At 62.6% G+C, this 15,814-nt stretch carries 14 protein-coding genes and 1 pseudogene; 4 read left to right on the plus strand and 11 right to left on the minus strand.

Annotation, left to right across the window (positions count from 1 at the left end; all coding sequences use genetic code 11):
- The first annotated feature begins 20 nt into the window (after positions 1-20).
- A complete protein-coding gene (locus F3W81_RS10000) occupies positions 21-896 on the plus strand; it encodes a hypothetical protein (protein ID WP_193083432.1) in 876 nt (291 codons plus the stop codon).
- Positions 897-1,071: 175 nt separating this feature from the next.
- Here the strand turns inward: F3W81_RS10000 and F3W81_RS10005 are convergent.
- Both F3W81_RS10005 and F3W81_RS10010 read right to left on the minus strand, forming a co-directional pair.
- Positions 1,072-1,593, minus strand: a pseudogene (locus F3W81_RS10005) (IS5 family transposase); the annotation flags it as partial.
- Between the two features lie 88 nt (positions 1,594-1,681).
- Positions 1,682-2,512: a helix-turn-helix transcriptional regulator gene (locus F3W81_RS10010; protein ID WP_193083433.1), complete on the minus strand. Its 831-nt coding sequence runs from the start codon at positions 2,510-2,512 to the stop codon at positions 1,682-1,684.
- 98 nt (positions 2,513-2,610) lie between these two features.
- Between F3W81_RS10010 and F3W81_RS10015 the strand changes: the two genes are divergently transcribed.
- The gene (locus F3W81_RS10015) at positions 2,611-3,513 is read left to right on the plus strand and encodes an SDR family oxidoreductase (protein WP_193083434.1); all 903 of its coding nucleotides are present in this window, start codon (positions 2,611-2,613) and stop codon (positions 3,511-3,513) included.
- 150 nt (positions 3,514-3,663) lie between these two features.
- Here the strand turns inward: F3W81_RS10015 and F3W81_RS10020 are convergent, their stop codons facing one another.
- The 3 genes from F3W81_RS10020 to pdxY all read right to left on the minus strand — a co-directional run bounded on the left by F3W81_RS10020 (position 3,664) and on the right by pdxY (position 8,442).
- Positions 3,664-5,211: a BCCT family transporter gene (locus F3W81_RS10020; protein ID WP_193083435.1), complete on the minus strand. Its 1,548-nt coding sequence runs from the start codon at positions 5,209-5,211 to the stop codon at positions 3,664-3,666.
- Positions 5,212-5,624: 413 nt separating this feature from the next.
- Positions 5,625-7,106: a plasmid recombination protein gene (locus tag F3W81_RS10025; protein WP_193083436.1), complete on the minus strand. Its 1,482-nt coding sequence runs from the start codon at positions 7,104-7,106 to the stop codon at positions 5,625-5,627.
- Between the two features lie 487 nt (positions 7,107-7,593).
- The gene (gene pdxY, locus F3W81_RS10030) at positions 7,594-8,442 is read right to left on the minus strand and encodes a pyridoxal kinase (protein ID WP_193083437.1); all 849 of its coding nucleotides are present in this window, start codon (positions 8,440-8,442) and stop codon (positions 7,594-7,596) included.
- 332 nt (positions 8,443-8,774) lie between these two features.
- Here pdxY and F3W81_RS10035 point away from each other — a divergent pair, with 332 nt between their 5' ends.
- Positions 8,775-10,055 (plus strand): MFS transporter, encoded by a 1,281-nt coding sequence (locus F3W81_RS10035; protein ID WP_226941942.1) that lies wholly within the window; start codon positions 8,775-8,777, stop codon positions 10,053-10,055.
- A 174-nt stretch (positions 10,056-10,229) separates the two neighbouring features.
- Here the strand turns inward: F3W81_RS10035 and F3W81_RS10040 are convergent, their stop codons facing one another.
- Both F3W81_RS10040 and F3W81_RS10045 read right to left on the minus strand, forming a co-directional pair.
- Entirely contained in the window at positions 10,230-10,850 is a 621-nt protein-coding gene (locus F3W81_RS10040; RefSeq protein ID WP_193083438.1) for a cysteine hydrolase, read from the minus strand.
- The gene (locus tag F3W81_RS10045) at positions 10,844-11,308 is read right to left on the minus strand and encodes a MarR family winged helix-turn-helix transcriptional regulator (RefSeq protein ID WP_193083439.1); all 465 of its coding nucleotides are present in this window, start codon (positions 11,306-11,308) and stop codon (positions 10,844-10,846) included. The genes F3W81_RS10040 and F3W81_RS10045 overlap by 7 nt, the downstream gene beginning before the upstream one ends.
- Positions 11,309-11,850: 542 nt before the next feature.
- Here F3W81_RS10045 and F3W81_RS10050 point away from each other — a divergent pair.
- Positions 11,851-12,069, plus strand: coding sequence for a hypothetical protein (locus tag F3W81_RS10050; protein ID WP_193083440.1), 219 nt, complete (start codon positions 11,851-11,853; stop codon positions 12,067-12,069).
- 4 nt (positions 12,070-12,073) lie between these two features.
- Here F3W81_RS10050 and F3W81_RS10055 read toward each other — a convergent pair whose 3' ends face one another.
- From F3W81_RS10055 to F3W81_RS10070, 4 genes are all read right to left on the minus strand, one after another.
- A complete protein-coding gene (locus F3W81_RS10055) occupies positions 12,074-12,463 on the minus strand; it encodes a hypothetical protein (RefSeq protein WP_193083441.1) in 390 nt (129 codons plus the stop codon).
- A 136-nt stretch (positions 12,464-12,599) separates the two neighbouring features.
- On the minus strand, positions 12,600-13,496 hold the full coding sequence (locus F3W81_RS10060) for a CobW family GTP-binding protein (protein ID WP_193083442.1): 897 nt from the start codon (positions 13,494-13,496) through the stop codon (positions 12,600-12,602).
- Positions 13,493-15,142, minus strand: a complete 1,650-nt coding sequence (locus F3W81_RS10065; protein WP_193083443.1) for an amidohydrolase — start codon at positions 15,140-15,142, stop codon at positions 13,493-13,495. Before F3W81_RS10065 ends, F3W81_RS10060 begins: the two co-directional genes overlap by 4 nt.
- A 30-nt stretch (positions 15,143-15,172) precedes the next feature.
- On the minus strand, positions 15,173-15,787 hold the full coding sequence (locus F3W81_RS10070) for a helix-turn-helix domain-containing protein (protein ID WP_193083444.1): 615 nt from the start codon (positions 15,785-15,787) through the stop codon (positions 15,173-15,175).
- Positions 15,788-15,814 lie beyond the last annotated feature (27 nt).

A 15,814-nucleotide genomic window follows, 5' to 3' on the forward strand; every position in this document is an offset into this window, starting at 1 on the left:
CTCCCAGGGAGGACGACACAATGCGGATGATATTGGTACACGGCATCTCGCAGGAGGGCAAAAGCGAGAAGATAATTCTCGATGAGTGGCTAACACCGCTTCGTGCAGCTCTAGCCAAACAAGGTAGCGACCCGATTGGCCGTCTTAGTCGGATAGAGGCAGTATTCTATGGAGACTTGCTTGGTTCAAATAGTTCGCCTTGGTTAAAATCGGAGACCCTCCCGATGGGAGCCGAAGAGGCGAGTGACGATTTTGATGATTTTGCCGTTGAAGCACTGGAGGCTATGGCCATTTCCATCGGAGTTACGAGGGCCGAGATCGAGGCTGAGGCAGCGGACACGACTGTGCCAATGGGCAAAGGGCCACACAAAAAATGGCTAAAAGCAATTGCTAGGGCCGTTGAGAAGATTTCTCCGCTCAAGGGAGCAATGGCGTTGCGTGTGCTTGGGGAAGCCCACGCATACATTCGCAATAAATATGTTCACAATCTCGTCAATAACAATATTCGTCCGGTTTTTGAAGATGACGAGCCCGCAATCATTATTTCACATTCTCTTGGAACCGTCGTGTCATATGCACTATTGCGAGAGTTTGAGCGGAACAATCGATCGCGGCAATCGCCTCTTTGGCTTACGCTTGGATCGCCCCTTGGTATTGACGTTGTTCGAAAAAGCTTCACCAAACCACGCATTCGGCCTTCAGGCGTTTCACGATGGGTAAACGCTGCTGATCCTGAGGACTTTGTGGCGTTGCATTCTGCCCTTTCCGCCCCAGACTTTGGTCCTGACATAGAAAACTTTTCTGATGTTGAAAATGGGCCGGAAAACCCGCATGGGATTGCTGGCTATTTAAGCGATGTACGTGTTGCAAAGGCAATCATTGAAGCTATCCCATAGCTGAGCGATCACTCTCTGAAAAAATTACCCTAAAGCGAACCTCATTACGTAAATAGGCACTGTTGCGCAAATCGGATTGGGGATTCATCCCTTGAATCCAGCGTGATAACTGGGAGGCATGAGCAGACCATCACCCCCGACCGGCTCTGTTGCGCAAAGTGCGTGAACTCCGGACTCACCCTTCCCCCAGCCGGACTTCTCCCAAGGACTCCATGACAGGTATGCCGAGCACAGTGTAGCCGTTCATCACGCGGCGCGGACTTGGAGTTAAGCGACCTGACGATCGAAGTCGCGTGCCATGAGGCTCTGCCCCAGCAGCTTCACGTAGTACATCTTCGTCGCGTCTCGGCGCGGCGCGGCTTCGGCGGTGGTATCCGCTCCGCGTTCGCCAGATGGCACGGCCGAGGTATTTCGAGGCGCGCAGCGCCTCGTTGCGGGCGCTGGCGGTCGACGGCTTCCACGGCCTAGCGTTCTTGCGTGGCGGTATAACCGCATCGGCGCCGCGGTCGGCGATAGCGTCGTGGCACTTGCGCGTCTCGTAGGCGCCGTCCGCGGTGACCGACCCGACCTCCACATCGGCGGCGATCTGGCCGAGCAGCTCGGGCAAATCGGGCAGCATCGGCGCGTCACCGACGTTGCTGCCGGTGACCTCGATGACTCGTATCTCCAGTGTCTGTTCGTCGACTCCGATACCGACCGACGTGATTGAAAGCATGAATTCCGGTTCAGCGCCCATTATCAAACCCTCAACAGCTCATTGGGGAACCCCAATACCGCCCACTTGGTTACGCTGTCCGAGCCGCAACAAGTGATTTGATGCTCGCCGCGCTTTCGCTCGTGGCGGGATTGAAAACCATCAGTTTCAGATCGGGACGGCTTTCTACGGCGAAGGTAGAGAACTCCAGCTCGATCAGGCCGATCTCTGGATGGCGGAGGCGTTTGACGCCCTCGCCGTGCCCAGCCACGTCATTGTTGCGCCACATAGACTCAAACTCCGGGCTCGTCCGGGAGAGCTCTTCGACAAGCTGAGCGATCTCGACAGAGGCCCCGGCTCGCGTGGCATCGGCCCTGAATGCCCCCACAGCGAACCGCGCAACGCTGAGCCAATCCTCATTTGCCGCCCGCGTGCCTGGGTCCGAAAATAGCCGCCGCAGAATGTTGCGCTGCTCCCGAGGGAGCTTGGAGTAGTCAGTCAACAGCACTGCCGCCGCATCGTTCCACGCCACGACGTCCCATGTCGCAGTCATGATGATGGCCGGGCTGGCGGGCATTGCGTCCAGCACGCGCTGCAGCCGTGGCGTAATGCCGTCGTGTTGCTGCAGCCGTGGCTCTGGGCGGTGCCCGAACGCGAGGATAAAGAGGTGTTCGCGCTCGGGCTCGGTCAGCATCAGCCCGGCCGCGATACGTTCAAGGACTTCTCTCGACGGTGCCCCGCCCCGCCCCTGCTCCAGCCAAGTGTACCATGTCGGGCTGATGTTGGCGCGCTGAGCAACCTCTTCCCGTCGCAGGCCGGGCGTGCGTCGGCGGCCGATCTTGAAGCCGAAGGTGGTGGGATCAAGCCGGCTCCGACGATCGCGCAGAAAACTGCCAAGTGTGATGCTGTTCTGATTGGACATGGCGATCCTGTTACCACTTATACCACGATAAGGAAACTACTTTACCTGTAACGATAGTGCGCGCAGATATGCTTCAAAGCAATATCGGAGGATATCCCATGCTAGTTTTTCTTACCGGAGCAACCGGTTTCATCGGATCGCGCATCGTGCCGGAGTTGTTGGCCGCCGGACATCAGGTGCTGGGCATGACCCGGTCCGACCGTGGTGCCAAGGCGCTCGAGGCTGCCGGAGTGCAGGTGCATCGCGGCACACTTGAGGATCTCGACAGCCTTCGGGCAGGGGCCGCAAAGGCCGACGCCGTGATCCACACCGCTTTCGACCATGAGTTCGAGAACTTCGTCGCGAATTGCGGAAAAGACGGCCGTGCGATCGCCGCAATGGGGTCAGTGCTTGAAGGCTCCGACCGGCCTATGATCATCACTTCGGGCACGGGGATGGGCGACGGCGAAAAAGGACAGCCCGCCACCGAGGATGTGTTCAACATCGACCACCCCAATCCCCGCTCGGCTTCGGAAGTGGCCGGCAATGCCCTGCTCGAGGCGGGCGTGGATCTACGGGTGATGCGGCTGCCGCAGGTTCACGACACGGTCAAGCAGGGCCTCATCACGCCCTACGTTGATATCGCGCGTGCGAAGGGCGTCGCGGCCTACATCGGCGACGGTGGCAATCGCTATCCGGCGGCACATGTGCTGGACGTGGCGAAACTCTTCGTCCTGGCGCTCGACAAAGGTGAACGCGGCGCGCGCTATCATGCCGTCGCCGAGGAAGGCGTGATGCTCCGCGATATCGCCAAGTCGGTAGGCGCCGGTCTTGATGTACCGGTGACATCCATCACCCAGCAAGAGGCGGCGGCGCACTTCGGATGGTTCGGGATGTTTGCCGGAATGGACCTTCTGGCCTCCAGTGAAATGACCCGCGCGCGCCTTGGCTGGCAACCGACAGGGCCGGGATTGCTCGAGGATCTCGCGCGGATGGACTACGCTTTGCCAGCGACAGCTTAACGGCTCTGAAGCCTGCTGGCACATCGTTTGGCATGGTGAATGTCGGCGCCGCGCACCTCGCCAGTCGGTCTTCATCAAAATAGAGGGCAGCGGCGTCTCTCATCTGACGTCGATAGAACGGGCCGGGACACTCATGCCCCGGCCCGTTCTTTATCTGCGCCCCAGTCGCCAAACGATCCGCGGTGCGTCCCAGAGCGTCGGCAGCAGCGTCAAAGACACCGGCACCGCAGTGACCACGATGAAGCTCTGCAGCTTGCTGACCCCGCCGGAGCCGATGGAGACAAGGATCACCGCCATGATGCCCATGGCGATGCCCCAGAAGGCCCGCAGCCAGGCGCGCGGCTCGCCCTGCGACATGGATTGCGCCACGACGTAGCTCATCGAGTCGCCCGTGGTGGCCACGAAGGCCACCGTCAGCACAAGGAAGGCAACCGACAGCGCGGTGCCGAAGGGGAAAGCCTGGGTGATCGCCAACAGGCCCGCCGGCAGGTTCAGCCCCTCGAAGGGAATGGAGATGACGCCCGGATCCATCTGCTCGAAGATGATGCCCGAACCGCCGATGATGGAGAACCAGAAGTTGGTCACCACGGGCGCCACGATGGAGAGCATCAGGATCATCGACCGGATCGACCGGCCCCGACTGATCCGCGCGATGAAGATCGCCATCAGCGGGCCATAGCCAATGAACCAGCCCCAGAAGAAGATCGTCCACCAGCCGAGCCAGGCGCTGTCGCCGAAAGCGCCGGCCTCGCCACGGAACAGCGACATGGCGAAGAAGTTCTCCATATAGGTGGTGAAGCCGCCTGCGAAGTTGGCGAAGATCGCCGTCGTGGGACCCATCACCAGCATGAACACCAGCAGCACGAAGACCAGCCCGATGTTGAACTGCGACAGGATCCGGATACCTTTCGACAGGCCGGTCACAGCAGAGATTGAGTAGATCGCCACCAATCCCAGCACCACGATGGCCTGCGTCACGAAGGTGTCCGGAATGCCGAAGAGCGCGTCCAACCCATAGCTGACCTGCAGCCCGAGGAAGCCGATCGGCCCGACGGTGCCGGCCACCACCGCGATGATGCAGGCGGCGTCGACGAGGGTGCCGAAGGGCCCGTGGATCACCCGGTTGCCGAAGACCGGGTAAAGCAGCGTGCGCGGCGCCAGCGGCAGCCCGCGGTCATAGTGATAGTGCGACAGCAGGATGGTCGCCAGGGCGCCAAGGATGGCCCAGCCGGGAAAGCCCCAGTGCAGAAAGGCCTGTGCCAGCGCGGCATGAGCGCGCGCGTTAGGGTCGCCGGAAAGGTCACCGAAGAGAGGTGGAGTCGAGAGGTAGTGCGCGATGGGTTCGCCCGCCGCCCAGAAGACGCCGCCGCCGCCGAGCAGCGTACACATGATCATCGCGCCCCACTGGAAGGTGGAGAACTCGGGGACCTCAAGGCCCCCCATCTTGTGGCCCGCACCGCGCATCACGCACAGGCCGATGCCGACTAGGAAGGTCGCCAACAACAGCACCTGCCAATAGAGCCCGAACCACCGGGCCGAGAAGGCGAAAGCGGCGTCAATCCAGGTGGAGAGCCGGTCGATGTCGAACAGCGCCAGGGCGCAGAATGCAAAAATGAAGCCGCCAGTGAGCAGCACCAGCGGCACGTCGAGGCTCCGGTTCCGGCCATCACGGCCGTCCGGGCTTTGTATGTCAGGCATATCGTCCTTTCGGGGAAAGTCGCTTTTGCGCTCGTTCCGCGCTTTCTTGCTGCGGGCTCAGGGTCCATGAACGACATGGCGCACAACTGGGACGCGGAAAGCGCCTGGCTGCGGCACAGCCGGCTCGCGTCGAAGCAGCCGCCTAACGAAGGCGCCTAGAGGATGTCAATACGTGACGCCAGCAGAGGGCGCTCTTTTCGGGGATGTTGAGAAGACCCAAAACCGGCAGTGGTGGCAGCTGCTTCACATGTCGTTCGGCCATGACTGGGCGGGGTGCCCTCCGGATATCCCGCCGGCAGTATTGCTATCGCCGCGTCATGTACGAATGGCACATACGCGCTGGCTGGCTTTGCTCTCGCCCCCATCGCGTGCGCCAGCCTTCCGGTCCTTGCGAGACTCCTGCGCCCTCCCCCTCACGGCTCCCAGTCACGGGTGATGTCCTGTGCGTCCCGCTCGATTTCCGGCGGCAGGTCGGGTCGACCCAGAAGGCTGCGGACGCGGTGCATCATCGTCTCGAGCCATGTCGCGCGCTGTTCGGTCTCATCGATCTTGCGCACGAGGCGCAGGATCGGCGGCAGCAGCCGCGCTCTCAGGCTCTTGGGCGCCGCTTGGACGGGCGCGGGATCCGCCATGGTGATCTTCCCGCCGTCTGTCACCCGAATCGTGCCGGCCCCAATCTCCGCGACCACATGGTGAATGGCCGCGAGGCTGGTTTCGACCTCGGCCTTTTCGTCCATGACCACCCGCGCTTCCTTCAACAGTTCCGTCCGGGCTTGAGCCAACATCTCTTCGGTCTGAGACACTTCTTCCGACAGGGTCGCCAGGCGCGCCGCTTCCGCACGGGCTGCCGTTTCCGCCACGGCCACGGCCGCTGCTTTCGCCTCGGCCTCCGACTCAGCCGCCTCTACCACGCCCGCACGCTGCGCTAGGTCGGCCTCTGCCGCCGCAAGCGTCCGCGCCCGCTCTTCCAGACCTGCGGTCGCCGCCGCGATCGCGGCCTCTTTCTTTTCGAGGCGCGCCTCGTAGGTCTGCCGCCTCTTCTCTTCCTTCGCGGCCAGCTCCGCGCGGGCCGTGAGCTTTGCGAGGTGCCCACGCGTTTTCGCGGCAGACGCCTCCAGCGCATGAATCTCGGACTGATGCGCCACCTTCTCCCGTCTCAGCGCCTCGATCCCGGCCTCCGTCTCGTCCCGGACAGCCCTCATCTGCTCCAGCTCCAACGGCAGATCCTGGTGCAGTTCGCGCACGCTGCGGTGAAGCGTCTCGGCATAGTCCGCGCCGGCGTCGAGGCGGTCGCGCTTGCGATGCCCGCGCTCAATCCCGGCGTGATAGCGCTGCATGACCTCGGCCGCGATGTCCTGCAACCGCGCCGTTGTCCCAGCCTTCGTCGCCGCGCTGACGGCGAGGCCCTTGTCCGTGTAACCGCGCAAAGTGAAATGGGCGTGGATCGTGGTCTCATCGAGGTGAATGACGAGGGACTCGAGCTGCGTGCCGAGCTCCGCAGCGATGGTCATTGCGAGGTCCAGGAATGCGGCGTCCTGCTCCGAGGCCGACAGCGACCCGAACATCTTCGCGGCCTCGGTCCCGAAGGTGATGATGCCAGAGGTGATCACGGCGGCATCCCGTTTCATGGCGCGCTGACGACCCGCGATCTGACGCAGAGCGGCATTCTCGCGCCGGATCTCAGGCAGCGGACGCAGGGTCATCAGGACGCGGTTCAGCTCGGTCCGGGCCGTGTCGACATAGTCCGGGATCTTGCCCAGACGGAAATCATGTGCTCGGGTCCCCTTGGCCTTCGACATGCTGCGCGCTTCGATATGCACGGAGACGGCACGCGGATTGGCGTCGCGGGACGGTCGGGCGGAAGAGGTGGCGGGGGTGTTGATCAGATCCTTCATGTCTGTGAAAGTCTGCGAGGTTGGCGAAAATACAAAACGCCTTATGTCAGTCTGGTATTACGTCTTGTCTGGTCCGGTGAGACTGGAATGGCAGAACCTACTAGGCATAACCTCACTCTGGCGAGTTCACTTATGCCGAGCAGTCGAAGGGAACCGCTGCGCATCCCCTTTCGAAACCCCAGGCCAAAAGGGGCATGCCCCTCTTAACACCCCACGCGCCAGTGCGCTTTTTTGGCGACGCACCCGGACATGTCCGGGTTGCTCTGAAGCTGCAGACCCCGGGTCCGGCTCTAGCGCTTGTCCGGGACATCGCGTTGCTGCGCCGGAGTACGGCTCGTATCTCTGAGAGGCGGGAGCGACGCCGGGCTGGACCTGACCTACCCGCGTGCGGTTTGCCATATCAGCCAAGACAACCACACATCTCTGTTCCCCATATCGCGACGAGGAACGCTCTCGCGCGACGTACCTGCCGCGGCATCATCCGGCCTCAGCCCCCGTCGAGGTTCAGCAGCGCGCGGCGAAACTCCGGCTCGCTCAGGACCACCTCGCCCGCGCCAAGCGCCTGCGCATGGGCCAGAGCGCGCGAGGTCAGGCGCTGCGCCGTCTCGATGGTCGTGGCCATGTCCAGCCCCCGCGCCTGCCCCACCACGATCAGCGCGGCGAACAGATCACCCGTGCCCGGCAGGGCAATCGGCAGATGCGGCGTCGGGTGGCGGCTGAGGCCTTCTGGGGCTAGCAGCAGGCTTTCGATCTGTCCGGGGGCTGTGTCCTCCAGCGCGCACCCGGTGACGATCAGTTGCGCCTGTGGCGACAGCGACAGCAGGCGGCGTGCGCTTTGCAGATCGTCCAGGGTGGCAATCCCCTGCCCGGTCAGCCACGACAGCTCAAAGGGGTTGGGTGTCGCGATATCGGCGAGGGGCAACAGCTGGTCGCGCATGACATCCGCAATCGCCTCAGGCACGTAAAGCCCCGGCCCGGCATCGCCCATCACCGGATCGCAGATATAGCGGAGCCGTGGGTTGGCCGCCTTCGCTCCGGCCACGAATTCCGCCAGCATCCGGGCGACCTCGACCGAGCCGATATAGCCCGACAGGATATAATCGGCCCGTTCCGGCAACCCGCGTTCCTGCGCGCCCAACAACAAATCGGCAAAGTGAGCCGGATCGAGGGCCCGTCCGCGCAGCGTCGGATAGTCGGGCGTGTTGGAGAAGATCACCGTGGGGATCGCCGCCACCTCCAGCCCCGCGGCCTGCATCGGGAACAGCGCGGCGGAGTTGCCGACATGGCCAAAGACCACCTGGCTCTGAATCGAGATCACAAAGGGCGGGCGTTTCATGCGGTGCCATCCAATCTTCTGGTCCGGTTTTCGTCATGGCCGCTGTTCAGCGGTCGCACGGCGCAGTTGCGCCATCCCTCGGACAGAACGTCAAGCGTGGCAACCCTGACGATGGCCGAGGGGACATCGCGCCATAGATCACATCGCTATAATGCTGCCCTCTCATCCCGGACGTTTCCGGGGAGCGGGTCAGCCGATACGGAAACGCCCCTGCGTTTTGCAAAATCGCCGGCTGTCCGTCCACCCGACACCTCTGCATCCTTCGCGCTTGACCTGAACCAAGGTTGAGGTCGTATCGAGACTGCGGGTTTAGTCTTGCCAGGAGAGAAAAGGTGACAAAGGCTGCGATTGAGGCCGCTTCAAAGGCTGAGCAGACAGGCGCTTTCGCGCGGTTCTGTGCGGCTGTCGGACTTGCAAATCTTGGCGATGGGATCGCTGTCGTCGCGTGGGCGTGGACGGCATCGTTGCTGACACGAGACCCGCTTTGGATCGCGGTCCTGCCTGCCGCGTTGCGGGTGCCTTGGGTACTGTTTGCCTTGCCGTCGGGGCTTCTGGCGGATCGCATGGACAGACAGCGCCTCATCGTGGTCTGCGATCTGATCCGCGCGACGGCCTATGGCATTGCAGGTGGGGCCCTCTTCCTGAGTCTGCCACTGCCGGTGCCTGCGACGGGGGACACCGACACGCTCTATACCAGCCTGCTCTGGCTCGGGCTGCTGATAGGCTGCGCCGAGGTCGCCAGAGACAACGCCGCTCAGTCCATGCTGCCCGCTATCGTGCCCCGTGAGCGTCTGGAGCGGGCCAACGGCCTGTTGGGAAGCATCGAGACCGTCGGGAACGAGATGGCCGGTCCAGCCGTCGGGGCATTCCTCATGACGCTGTTTCTTCCGTCACCCTTCTTGATGGTCGCGCTCGCCTTTCTACTTGCCGCTCTGTTGACCAGATCAGTGTCGGGAACCTTCAAGCCGCCGTCTCAAACCGGCAGGAGGCGGGAGTGGCGCGCGGAATTGATCGAGGGCTTTCGCTTCGTTGTCCACCACCCGATGCTGCGAGTGCTCGTGCTCATCACGGGGGTTTGGACCTTCTTTACGCAGATGGCTCTGATCGCGCTCGTCCTGCATGTGCAGGAGAACCTGAAAGCGGGGGCCACCACGTACGGGCTCATTCTCGCAGTCGGTGCAATCGGTGGCGTCGTCGGGGGTATCGCCGTGGCACCGCTCAGGAGATCTCTGCCACCCGGTGTGTTGGCACAACGGATGAACATGGTCGCTGCGCCGATGTTTATGCTCATCGCGATGGCACCCTGGCCGGCAACTGTCGCTGGCGCGATGTTCATCTTCTATTTCAGCGGCATCGTATGGAATACGCTTTCCATATCCTATCGCCAGCGCGTCGTGCCTGATGAGATCAGGGGGCGGGTCAACAGCGTCTACCGCCTCTTCGCGTGGGGAATGATGCCGCTTGGATTGGTCGCGTCAGGAGGCATCGTGACTCTGGCGGAGGATTTGTTTGGGCGCGAAACCGCGCTGACAATGCCTTTTCTGGTTGCTGCGCTCGGTGTGCTAATCCTCGCCACTCTGTCTTGGCGCCCTCTGGGCAGGGGGTTTCAGTGATCTGAGGGTTTCGCGCAGAGCAGGCGTTCATACTTGCGGCAACAGGCGTTCATACTTGCGGCAAGATGTGAGGCTTCCCATCGTTCACGACGCAGGAAAGAGCGAGGGCCATGCAGGCAAACCTGCTGTCCCAGACGTTCACATGAGCGCCTGCTATCTCCCGACACCAAGGGATCAGTGCAGCGAAACCCCATGTGACGACACGCGTTGTTCTGCCTGTTCGGTCGGTTTCGCAGACAAGGTGCCTTGTTTGATGATCGTAACGGCGTACCCCCTGTTTCGAGCGGCAAATGCCGTTTTCAGGACGCAATAGTTGAAGTCCAGCCCAGCGATGCGCAGCTTGCCAACCCCCAGCTTTTCAAAAAGCCTATCGAGTTCCCCTGTCTCAAAAGCGTCCTGCACCCGCTTTATAAGGACGTGATCAGCATGCCCGGCAAACGGCTCGGCCACCTCGGTGCCAGCCGTGCCTTCCAGCGCCTGCCCCTTCATCGCCATCCTGGCAACGGCCTTGGTCGAGGGGATCGACCATTCCTGGCGGACGGCAACAATCGGAAGGCCGTTCAACTTTGCAGCTTTGATTTCGTCAAGAATGACATCTCTGGCGGCCGCCTTCGCTGCATCTGAGTATGGGCCGTGATCCCAAAAGACGGACTGAAGGTCGATGAGCAGCAATGCCGTTCCAGTCCTGTCGCCAATCGGCTTGCCGCGACTGATCGCGCCGATGCGCATGATCCCCCAAGACAGCCAAGCGACGGCGGACAGCACCAGCGCACCAAGCAAGTAAACGATCACCATGTCTGTTCCTCTGCCTTCGCCTTCAGCTTCGTCATGACGGCCTGAACCACCCTCAAGGCTGTTGAAACATCTTCGTCTTTGAAGTCGGCTGCGATGTCTTTCATCACATCCATTTCCTTCTGCATGATGCCTTCGATCACTGCGCGCCCCTGATCTGTCAGAGCCAGCAGGAAGGATCGCTTGTGTCGGGGATTTGGCCGTTGGGTCGTGAACCCCGAAGCCAAGGTTTCGTTCACCATCAGCTGGACGTACTGTCGTTTGATCTCGAGCTTCTCCGCAATATCGGGGACTGCCAGTTCGCCGTGCGCGAGCAGCATTTCCAGAACGGCACGCATCCGGACGGTCAGGGCAGTATCGACGAGCCCTCTCTCGACACATGCTTCCGCGGCCTGCATCAGGGGACGTGACGCCCAAACTAGATCATATAATGGTTTTGCGTTCATATCGACATTGTGCATGTCAACTTGACAATATCAATGTCATATTTACCAGCAAGCCAAGCTTTCTGAAAATTTCAGCCTCGGCAGCTTCGGGCTCAGACCAGACCGCCGATGCGCTCGAAACGAAGGCAATCTATGTCTCGAAAATCGGTCCCTGCCAGCGATTTGGCAGGCATTCCAAATTCGCCTGAAAACGTGAATTTTGGCCACCAGCGCATCGTGGCGGACCTCTGTTTTGGCGATATCGCCTTTTGAAACTTTCCGGTTATGTTCCCTATTTGTCGATAGCTGTTTTGAAACGCCTACCCATTGATATCGTTTGATTATCAGATGGATTGCAAATCCGCGCATACCTAAACTCGCCGAAACCCACTCTTCAAGACCATGCGCCTGGACACAGACCTCCCCCTCAGGACTGATCTCCGCACTCTACCTCCCCTGACCGCCCGCGAAATCACCGCGAAGAAGCGATCCATTCGCACAAAGACTGGCCCGACAGGCCATCCGGGGCTAAATGAGACGTCAGCACTTCAAACCAGAAGGGCCAACAGGGGGATCGCATGACAAACACCGAAGCAAAGCGGCGCCTGCAGATCGTTTGCGCCGCATTCCTGCATATACCGCTCGTCGCCATTGCCGCCTTTGCGCTGTCGCAGGGGCTTGACCGCCATATCACCATCCTTGCGGTGGCTCTGGTCGCGACGATCTTCTCGACGCTGTTCATCGTGGTCTATATCGGTCGGGTGTTTGACCCGGCCACGCTCAGCGCCGCGCGGTAGGGCTCTAGACGAACAGGTAGAGTATCCAGATCAGCAGGGCCAGCTTGGCCAGTGCCAGCGCCATGACGACGCCCCGGTTGCGCGGGTCTTTCGCCTCCTGCAAGAGGCGCTTCCACATCGGGACGGGTGGCAGCGTGAACAGCTCGGCCTCGATCCTGCTCCAGACCTGTTGCGCAGGGGCCTCCTCCAGCGGGACCGCGGAGAAGAAGCAGGCGACAAAGTCCTCGTCCCAGGCCCGCACGGCGGCGCGCATCTCGGGATCGATGTTCAGCTCATGCAATGCATCCTGACGCTCCTGCCCCTGCAGAAGGCCAAGCGCGAGTTCTCCGGCAAGAGCGAATTTTTCGTCGTCCAAGGCCTGCACACGCCCCCACTCTGGCGATGATCCGTTCATCGCCGGCACTCTCTACAAGGCCAAGGTGACGCAAACCTTGCGACGACGCAATGGAATCGCCCGTTTACAGGCAAGTCGCAGCACCGCACGGCCGCAACGCGCTACAACCCTCAGCTCCGGGCAAACCTCCGCCGCCTTAGACGCAGGCCGCCTGCAAGCCCACGACAACCGCCTCAAGCGTCACCGCATCGCCGGTTGAAATCAGCACCAACCCAGTGATGTCCGGCGGCGACAAAGTCAGACTGACGCGCCGCCCGACACATTGCACCAGAACGCCCTGCCCCGTGGCCGCGTCGTGCACGCCGCCCTTGGCGCGGTGCACCGAGGGCGGCAGCCCCTCCAGCAGCGCGCGCAACCGATCCAGATCGACCGGCCCCTCCGGCTGCCAAAGCGCGGTAGAGAAATGCACATGGCTTTCGGGCGCAACAGCCGTGCCGTGCCCGCTGATGCCAAACAGCAGATCCAGCGGCAGATCGCCAGCATCGGCCCGCACCACGCCCGTGCCCGCGCATGTCTCGCCCAGCCAGTCGCGCACCTGCGCCGGATGCCCCGCCCCGACCAGATCGCCCTTGGTCAGCACCAGCAGATCCGCACTGCGCAACTGCGCGGTGATCAACGACCCGACGAACTTGTCGCGCGCCCGCGCCTGCACCGTCTCGGCGTCGACCGCCACCAGCACCGCATCCAGCGTAAAGCCCGGCCAATGCCCCGCCGCCATGGCGATCCGGCGCGGGTCGGCCACACCGCTCGCCTCAAGGATCAGGCGTTCGGGCGGGTCCTCCCAGGCGGCAATCGCGCTCAGCGTCTCGCCCAGATCGTCCCCGATGGAGCAGCAGACACAGCCGTTCGACAGCTCCACCACCCTCTCGCCACTGGCCCGGATCAGGGCGGCGTCGATATTGACGGGGCCGAAGTCATTCACCAGCACCGCCAGCCGCACCCCGTGATCGCCCGCCAGCGCCCGGTTGAGTATCGTCGTCTTGCCGGAGCCGAGGTAGCCCGACAGCACCGTGACCGGAATGCGCCCGCTCATCGTGCAATCGGAAACGGCGTGCCCTCGAACACCGTGCCCCAGATCGGAATATCGCGCAGCGCCTCGGGCGCCACCTCCCAGGGGTCCTGCTCCAGCACGGTGAAATCGGCCTTCTTCCCAGCCTGGATCGAGCCGACCTCGTCTTCCATCCCCAGCACATAGGCCGCGTCGATGGTGATCGCGCGCATCGCCGCACGCAGGCTGACGCGCTCCTCAGGGCACAGCACCGCGCCGGATTCCGCAATCCGGTTCACTGCCACCCAGGCCGAATTCAGCGGCATCGCCGGGGCCATGGTGAAATCGGAATGCAGCGCGAAGGGAATGCCTGCCCGCTCCACCGCGCCAAGCCGCGCCATCTGCGAGGCGCGCTCATACCCGATCGAGGCCTGCCAATAGGCCTCGCCCAATTCATGCACGTAATAGACGTTGGCCGAGACAATCGCGCCGAGGTCCTTGATCCGGCGCACCTGTTCCGGGCTGGAGACCCCGAAATGTTCAATCGTGAAGCGGTGGTTAAAGCGGGGCTTGTCGTCCTGCAGCTTCTGCAAGACCTCCAGCGCCAACTCCAACCCCAGATCGCCAGTGCAGTGGACGTGGATCTGCTTGCCCTCGGCCCAGAAGGCACGGGCGTGGGCCTCGAACGCTTCGGGGGCCATCAGCCATTCGCCGTGGTGCCCGTCGATAAAGCCCGGATCGCGCATCTGCATCAGCTCGGCAAAGAACCCTCCGTCGGTGAACAGCTTGACGCTGTTGCCGAAGAACAGCTTGTCGGTGCTGCGCCCGGCGAACCCGGCCACCCGCGCCACGTCCTCGGCCGGATCGCCGCTGAAACTGCCCCGCTGCAGGGCGCGCGGGACGATCTTCATGCGGAACGGCGTGTCGGGCCGGTCCAGCGTCGTACTCAGCACCTGCCATTCCAGCGCGTCGTTCATCAGCGGATAGGCCAGCTCTCCGATGGTGGTATGCCCGCCGAGGTGCACCGCCCGCTTCACCAGATCGAGACCCCGCATATAGCGCTGCGGCGCCAGCAGCACCTTGTTCATCGCCTGCGTCGCAATCGCCAGCCCGGTCTCGTAGAACCGCCCCGTCTCCAGATCAATCTGAGGATGCCGCTCCAGATCCTCGCGCGCGGCGCCAAGCCATGCGATCGCCGCGTCATTGGCAATGATCTCGTGAAACGAGCGCTGCCAGACGAAGATGGGCTTCGTCGCCGAGATCGCATTCAGCGCAGCACGGTCGACATTGCCGTGCCAGATGCGGTGAAATCCCCAGGTGACAACGATCTCGTCGCTGGCCCCCTCGCCCGCCACCACCTCGGCCAGCCGGGCAAGGTAGGCCGCGTGGCTGGTCACCGGCGCGCAGGTCCGATCCGGCAGCACCCATTCCATCGCGGTGATGAAGTGGCACGGCAGCAGCATCGCCCCCAGAGTGGGATGCAGATGCGGGTCGATGAAGCCGGGCATCAGCACATGCCCCTCGAACTGCCGGTCGATCCGGTGCGGATGCGCTGCCAGCCAGGGCGCGAGCGTCTCCAGCGTGCCGACTTCGATGATGCGCCCGTCGCGCACCGCGACCGCGCTGGCCTCCGGCATCGCATCGGTCATGGTGCGGATCTTGCGGGCAGTGAAAACGGTGATCTCGGACATAGCAAAGGCCCCTTGCGGCAGTGATCCCTGTCAGAAATTCGCTGAGCTGAACGACCAGACGATCACGGTGTTCACCGCGCCGGGATTGCGGCACCAGTGTCGACCCGTCGCGGTCATCTGGAAACTGTCGCCCGCCTCCAGCAGAAGCGTCTGCCCGTCGATCTTCAGCTCCAGCTGGCCCGAGACGACGAAACCGCCCTCCTCGCCCTTGCGCTCGCGTCCCTCCTCGCCGGTGCCGGCACCGGGGGCGAAGGTGGTCATCACCATCTCCAGCCCGCCGGTCAGATGCGGCGACAGCAGCTCCTCGCGTACCCCCGCCTGACTGAGGTTGATTTCCCGCCGGTTGCCGCGCCGCACCACGAAGTCGCTCTCGGGCGATTCCTCAGCGGCAGTAGCAGAGAAGAACCAGCTGATCGAGACGTCGAGCGTGCGCGCAATCTTATCCAGCGTGTCCAGCGTGATCGGGCTGACACCCCTCTCAAGCTCGCTCAGATGCCCGACAGAGCGGCCAATCGCCCCGGCCAGATCCGTCAGCGTCAGCCCCCGCGCGCGCCGTAGCTCTCTGATCTGACGCCCCGCTGGCAGGGTCGAGCCTTCGCCATAGGCCTGCGCCTGTTTCCGTTTGCCCGTGCTCTTCGCCGCCATCGATTTTTTCCCGTCAAATTTCGCATT

Origin of the sequence: Pseudooceanicola spongiae, from assembly GCF_014899185.1 — a bacterium.
Taxonomy (GTDB): domain Bacteria; phylum Pseudomonadota; class Alphaproteobacteria; order Rhodobacterales; family Rhodobacteraceae; genus Pseudooceanicola; species Pseudooceanicola spongiae.

Bases quoted from the DNA above. Each gene is read 5' to 3' on its own strand.
- F3W81_RS10000 (WP_193083432.1), top strand. From the start codon at position 21: ATGCGGATGATATTGGTACACGGCATCTCGCAGGAGGGCAAAAGCGAG.
- F3W81_RS10010 (WP_193083433.1), bottom strand. From the start codon at position 2,512: ATGTCCAATCAGAACAGCATCACACTTGGCAGTTTTCTGCGCGATCGT.
- F3W81_RS10015 (WP_193083434.1), top strand. From the start codon at position 2,611: ATGCTAGTTTTTCTTACCGGAGCAACCGGTTTCATCGGATCGCGCATC.
- F3W81_RS10020 (WP_193083435.1), bottom strand. From the start codon at position 5,211: ATGCCTGACATACAAAGCCCGGACGGCCGTGATGGCCGGAACCGGAGC.
- F3W81_RS10025 (WP_193083436.1), bottom strand. From the start codon at position 7,106: ATGAAGGATCTGATCAACACCCCCGCCACCTCTTCCGCCCGACCGTCC.
- pdxY (WP_193083437.1), bottom strand. From the start codon at position 8,442: ATGAAACGCCCGCCCTTTGTGATCTCGATTCAGAGCCAGGTGGTCTTT.
- F3W81_RS10040 (WP_193083438.1), bottom strand. From the start codon at position 10,850: ATGGTGATCGTTTACTTGCTTGGTGCGCTGGTGCTGTCCGCCGTCGCT.
- F3W81_RS10045 (WP_193083439.1), bottom strand. From the start codon at position 11,308: ATGCACAATGTCGATATGAACGCAAAACCATTATATGATCTAGTTTGG.
- F3W81_RS10050 (WP_193083440.1), top strand. From the start codon at position 11,851: ATGACAAACACCGAAGCAAAGCGGCGCCTGCAGATCGTTTGCGCCGCA.
- F3W81_RS10055 (WP_193083441.1), bottom strand. From the start codon at position 12,463: ATGAACGGATCATCGCCAGAGTGGGGGCGTGTGCAGGCCTTGGACGAC.
- F3W81_RS10060 (WP_193083442.1), bottom strand. From the start codon at position 13,496: ATGAGCGGGCGCATTCCGGTCACGGTGCTGTCGGGCTACCTCGGCTCC.
- F3W81_RS10065 (WP_193083443.1), bottom strand. From the start codon at position 15,142: ATGTCCGAGATCACCGTTTTCACTGCCCGCAAGATCCGCACCATGACC.
- F3W81_RS10070 (WP_193083444.1), bottom strand. From the start codon at position 15,787: ATGGCGGCGAAGAGCACGGGCAAACGGAAACAGGCGCAGGCCTATGGC.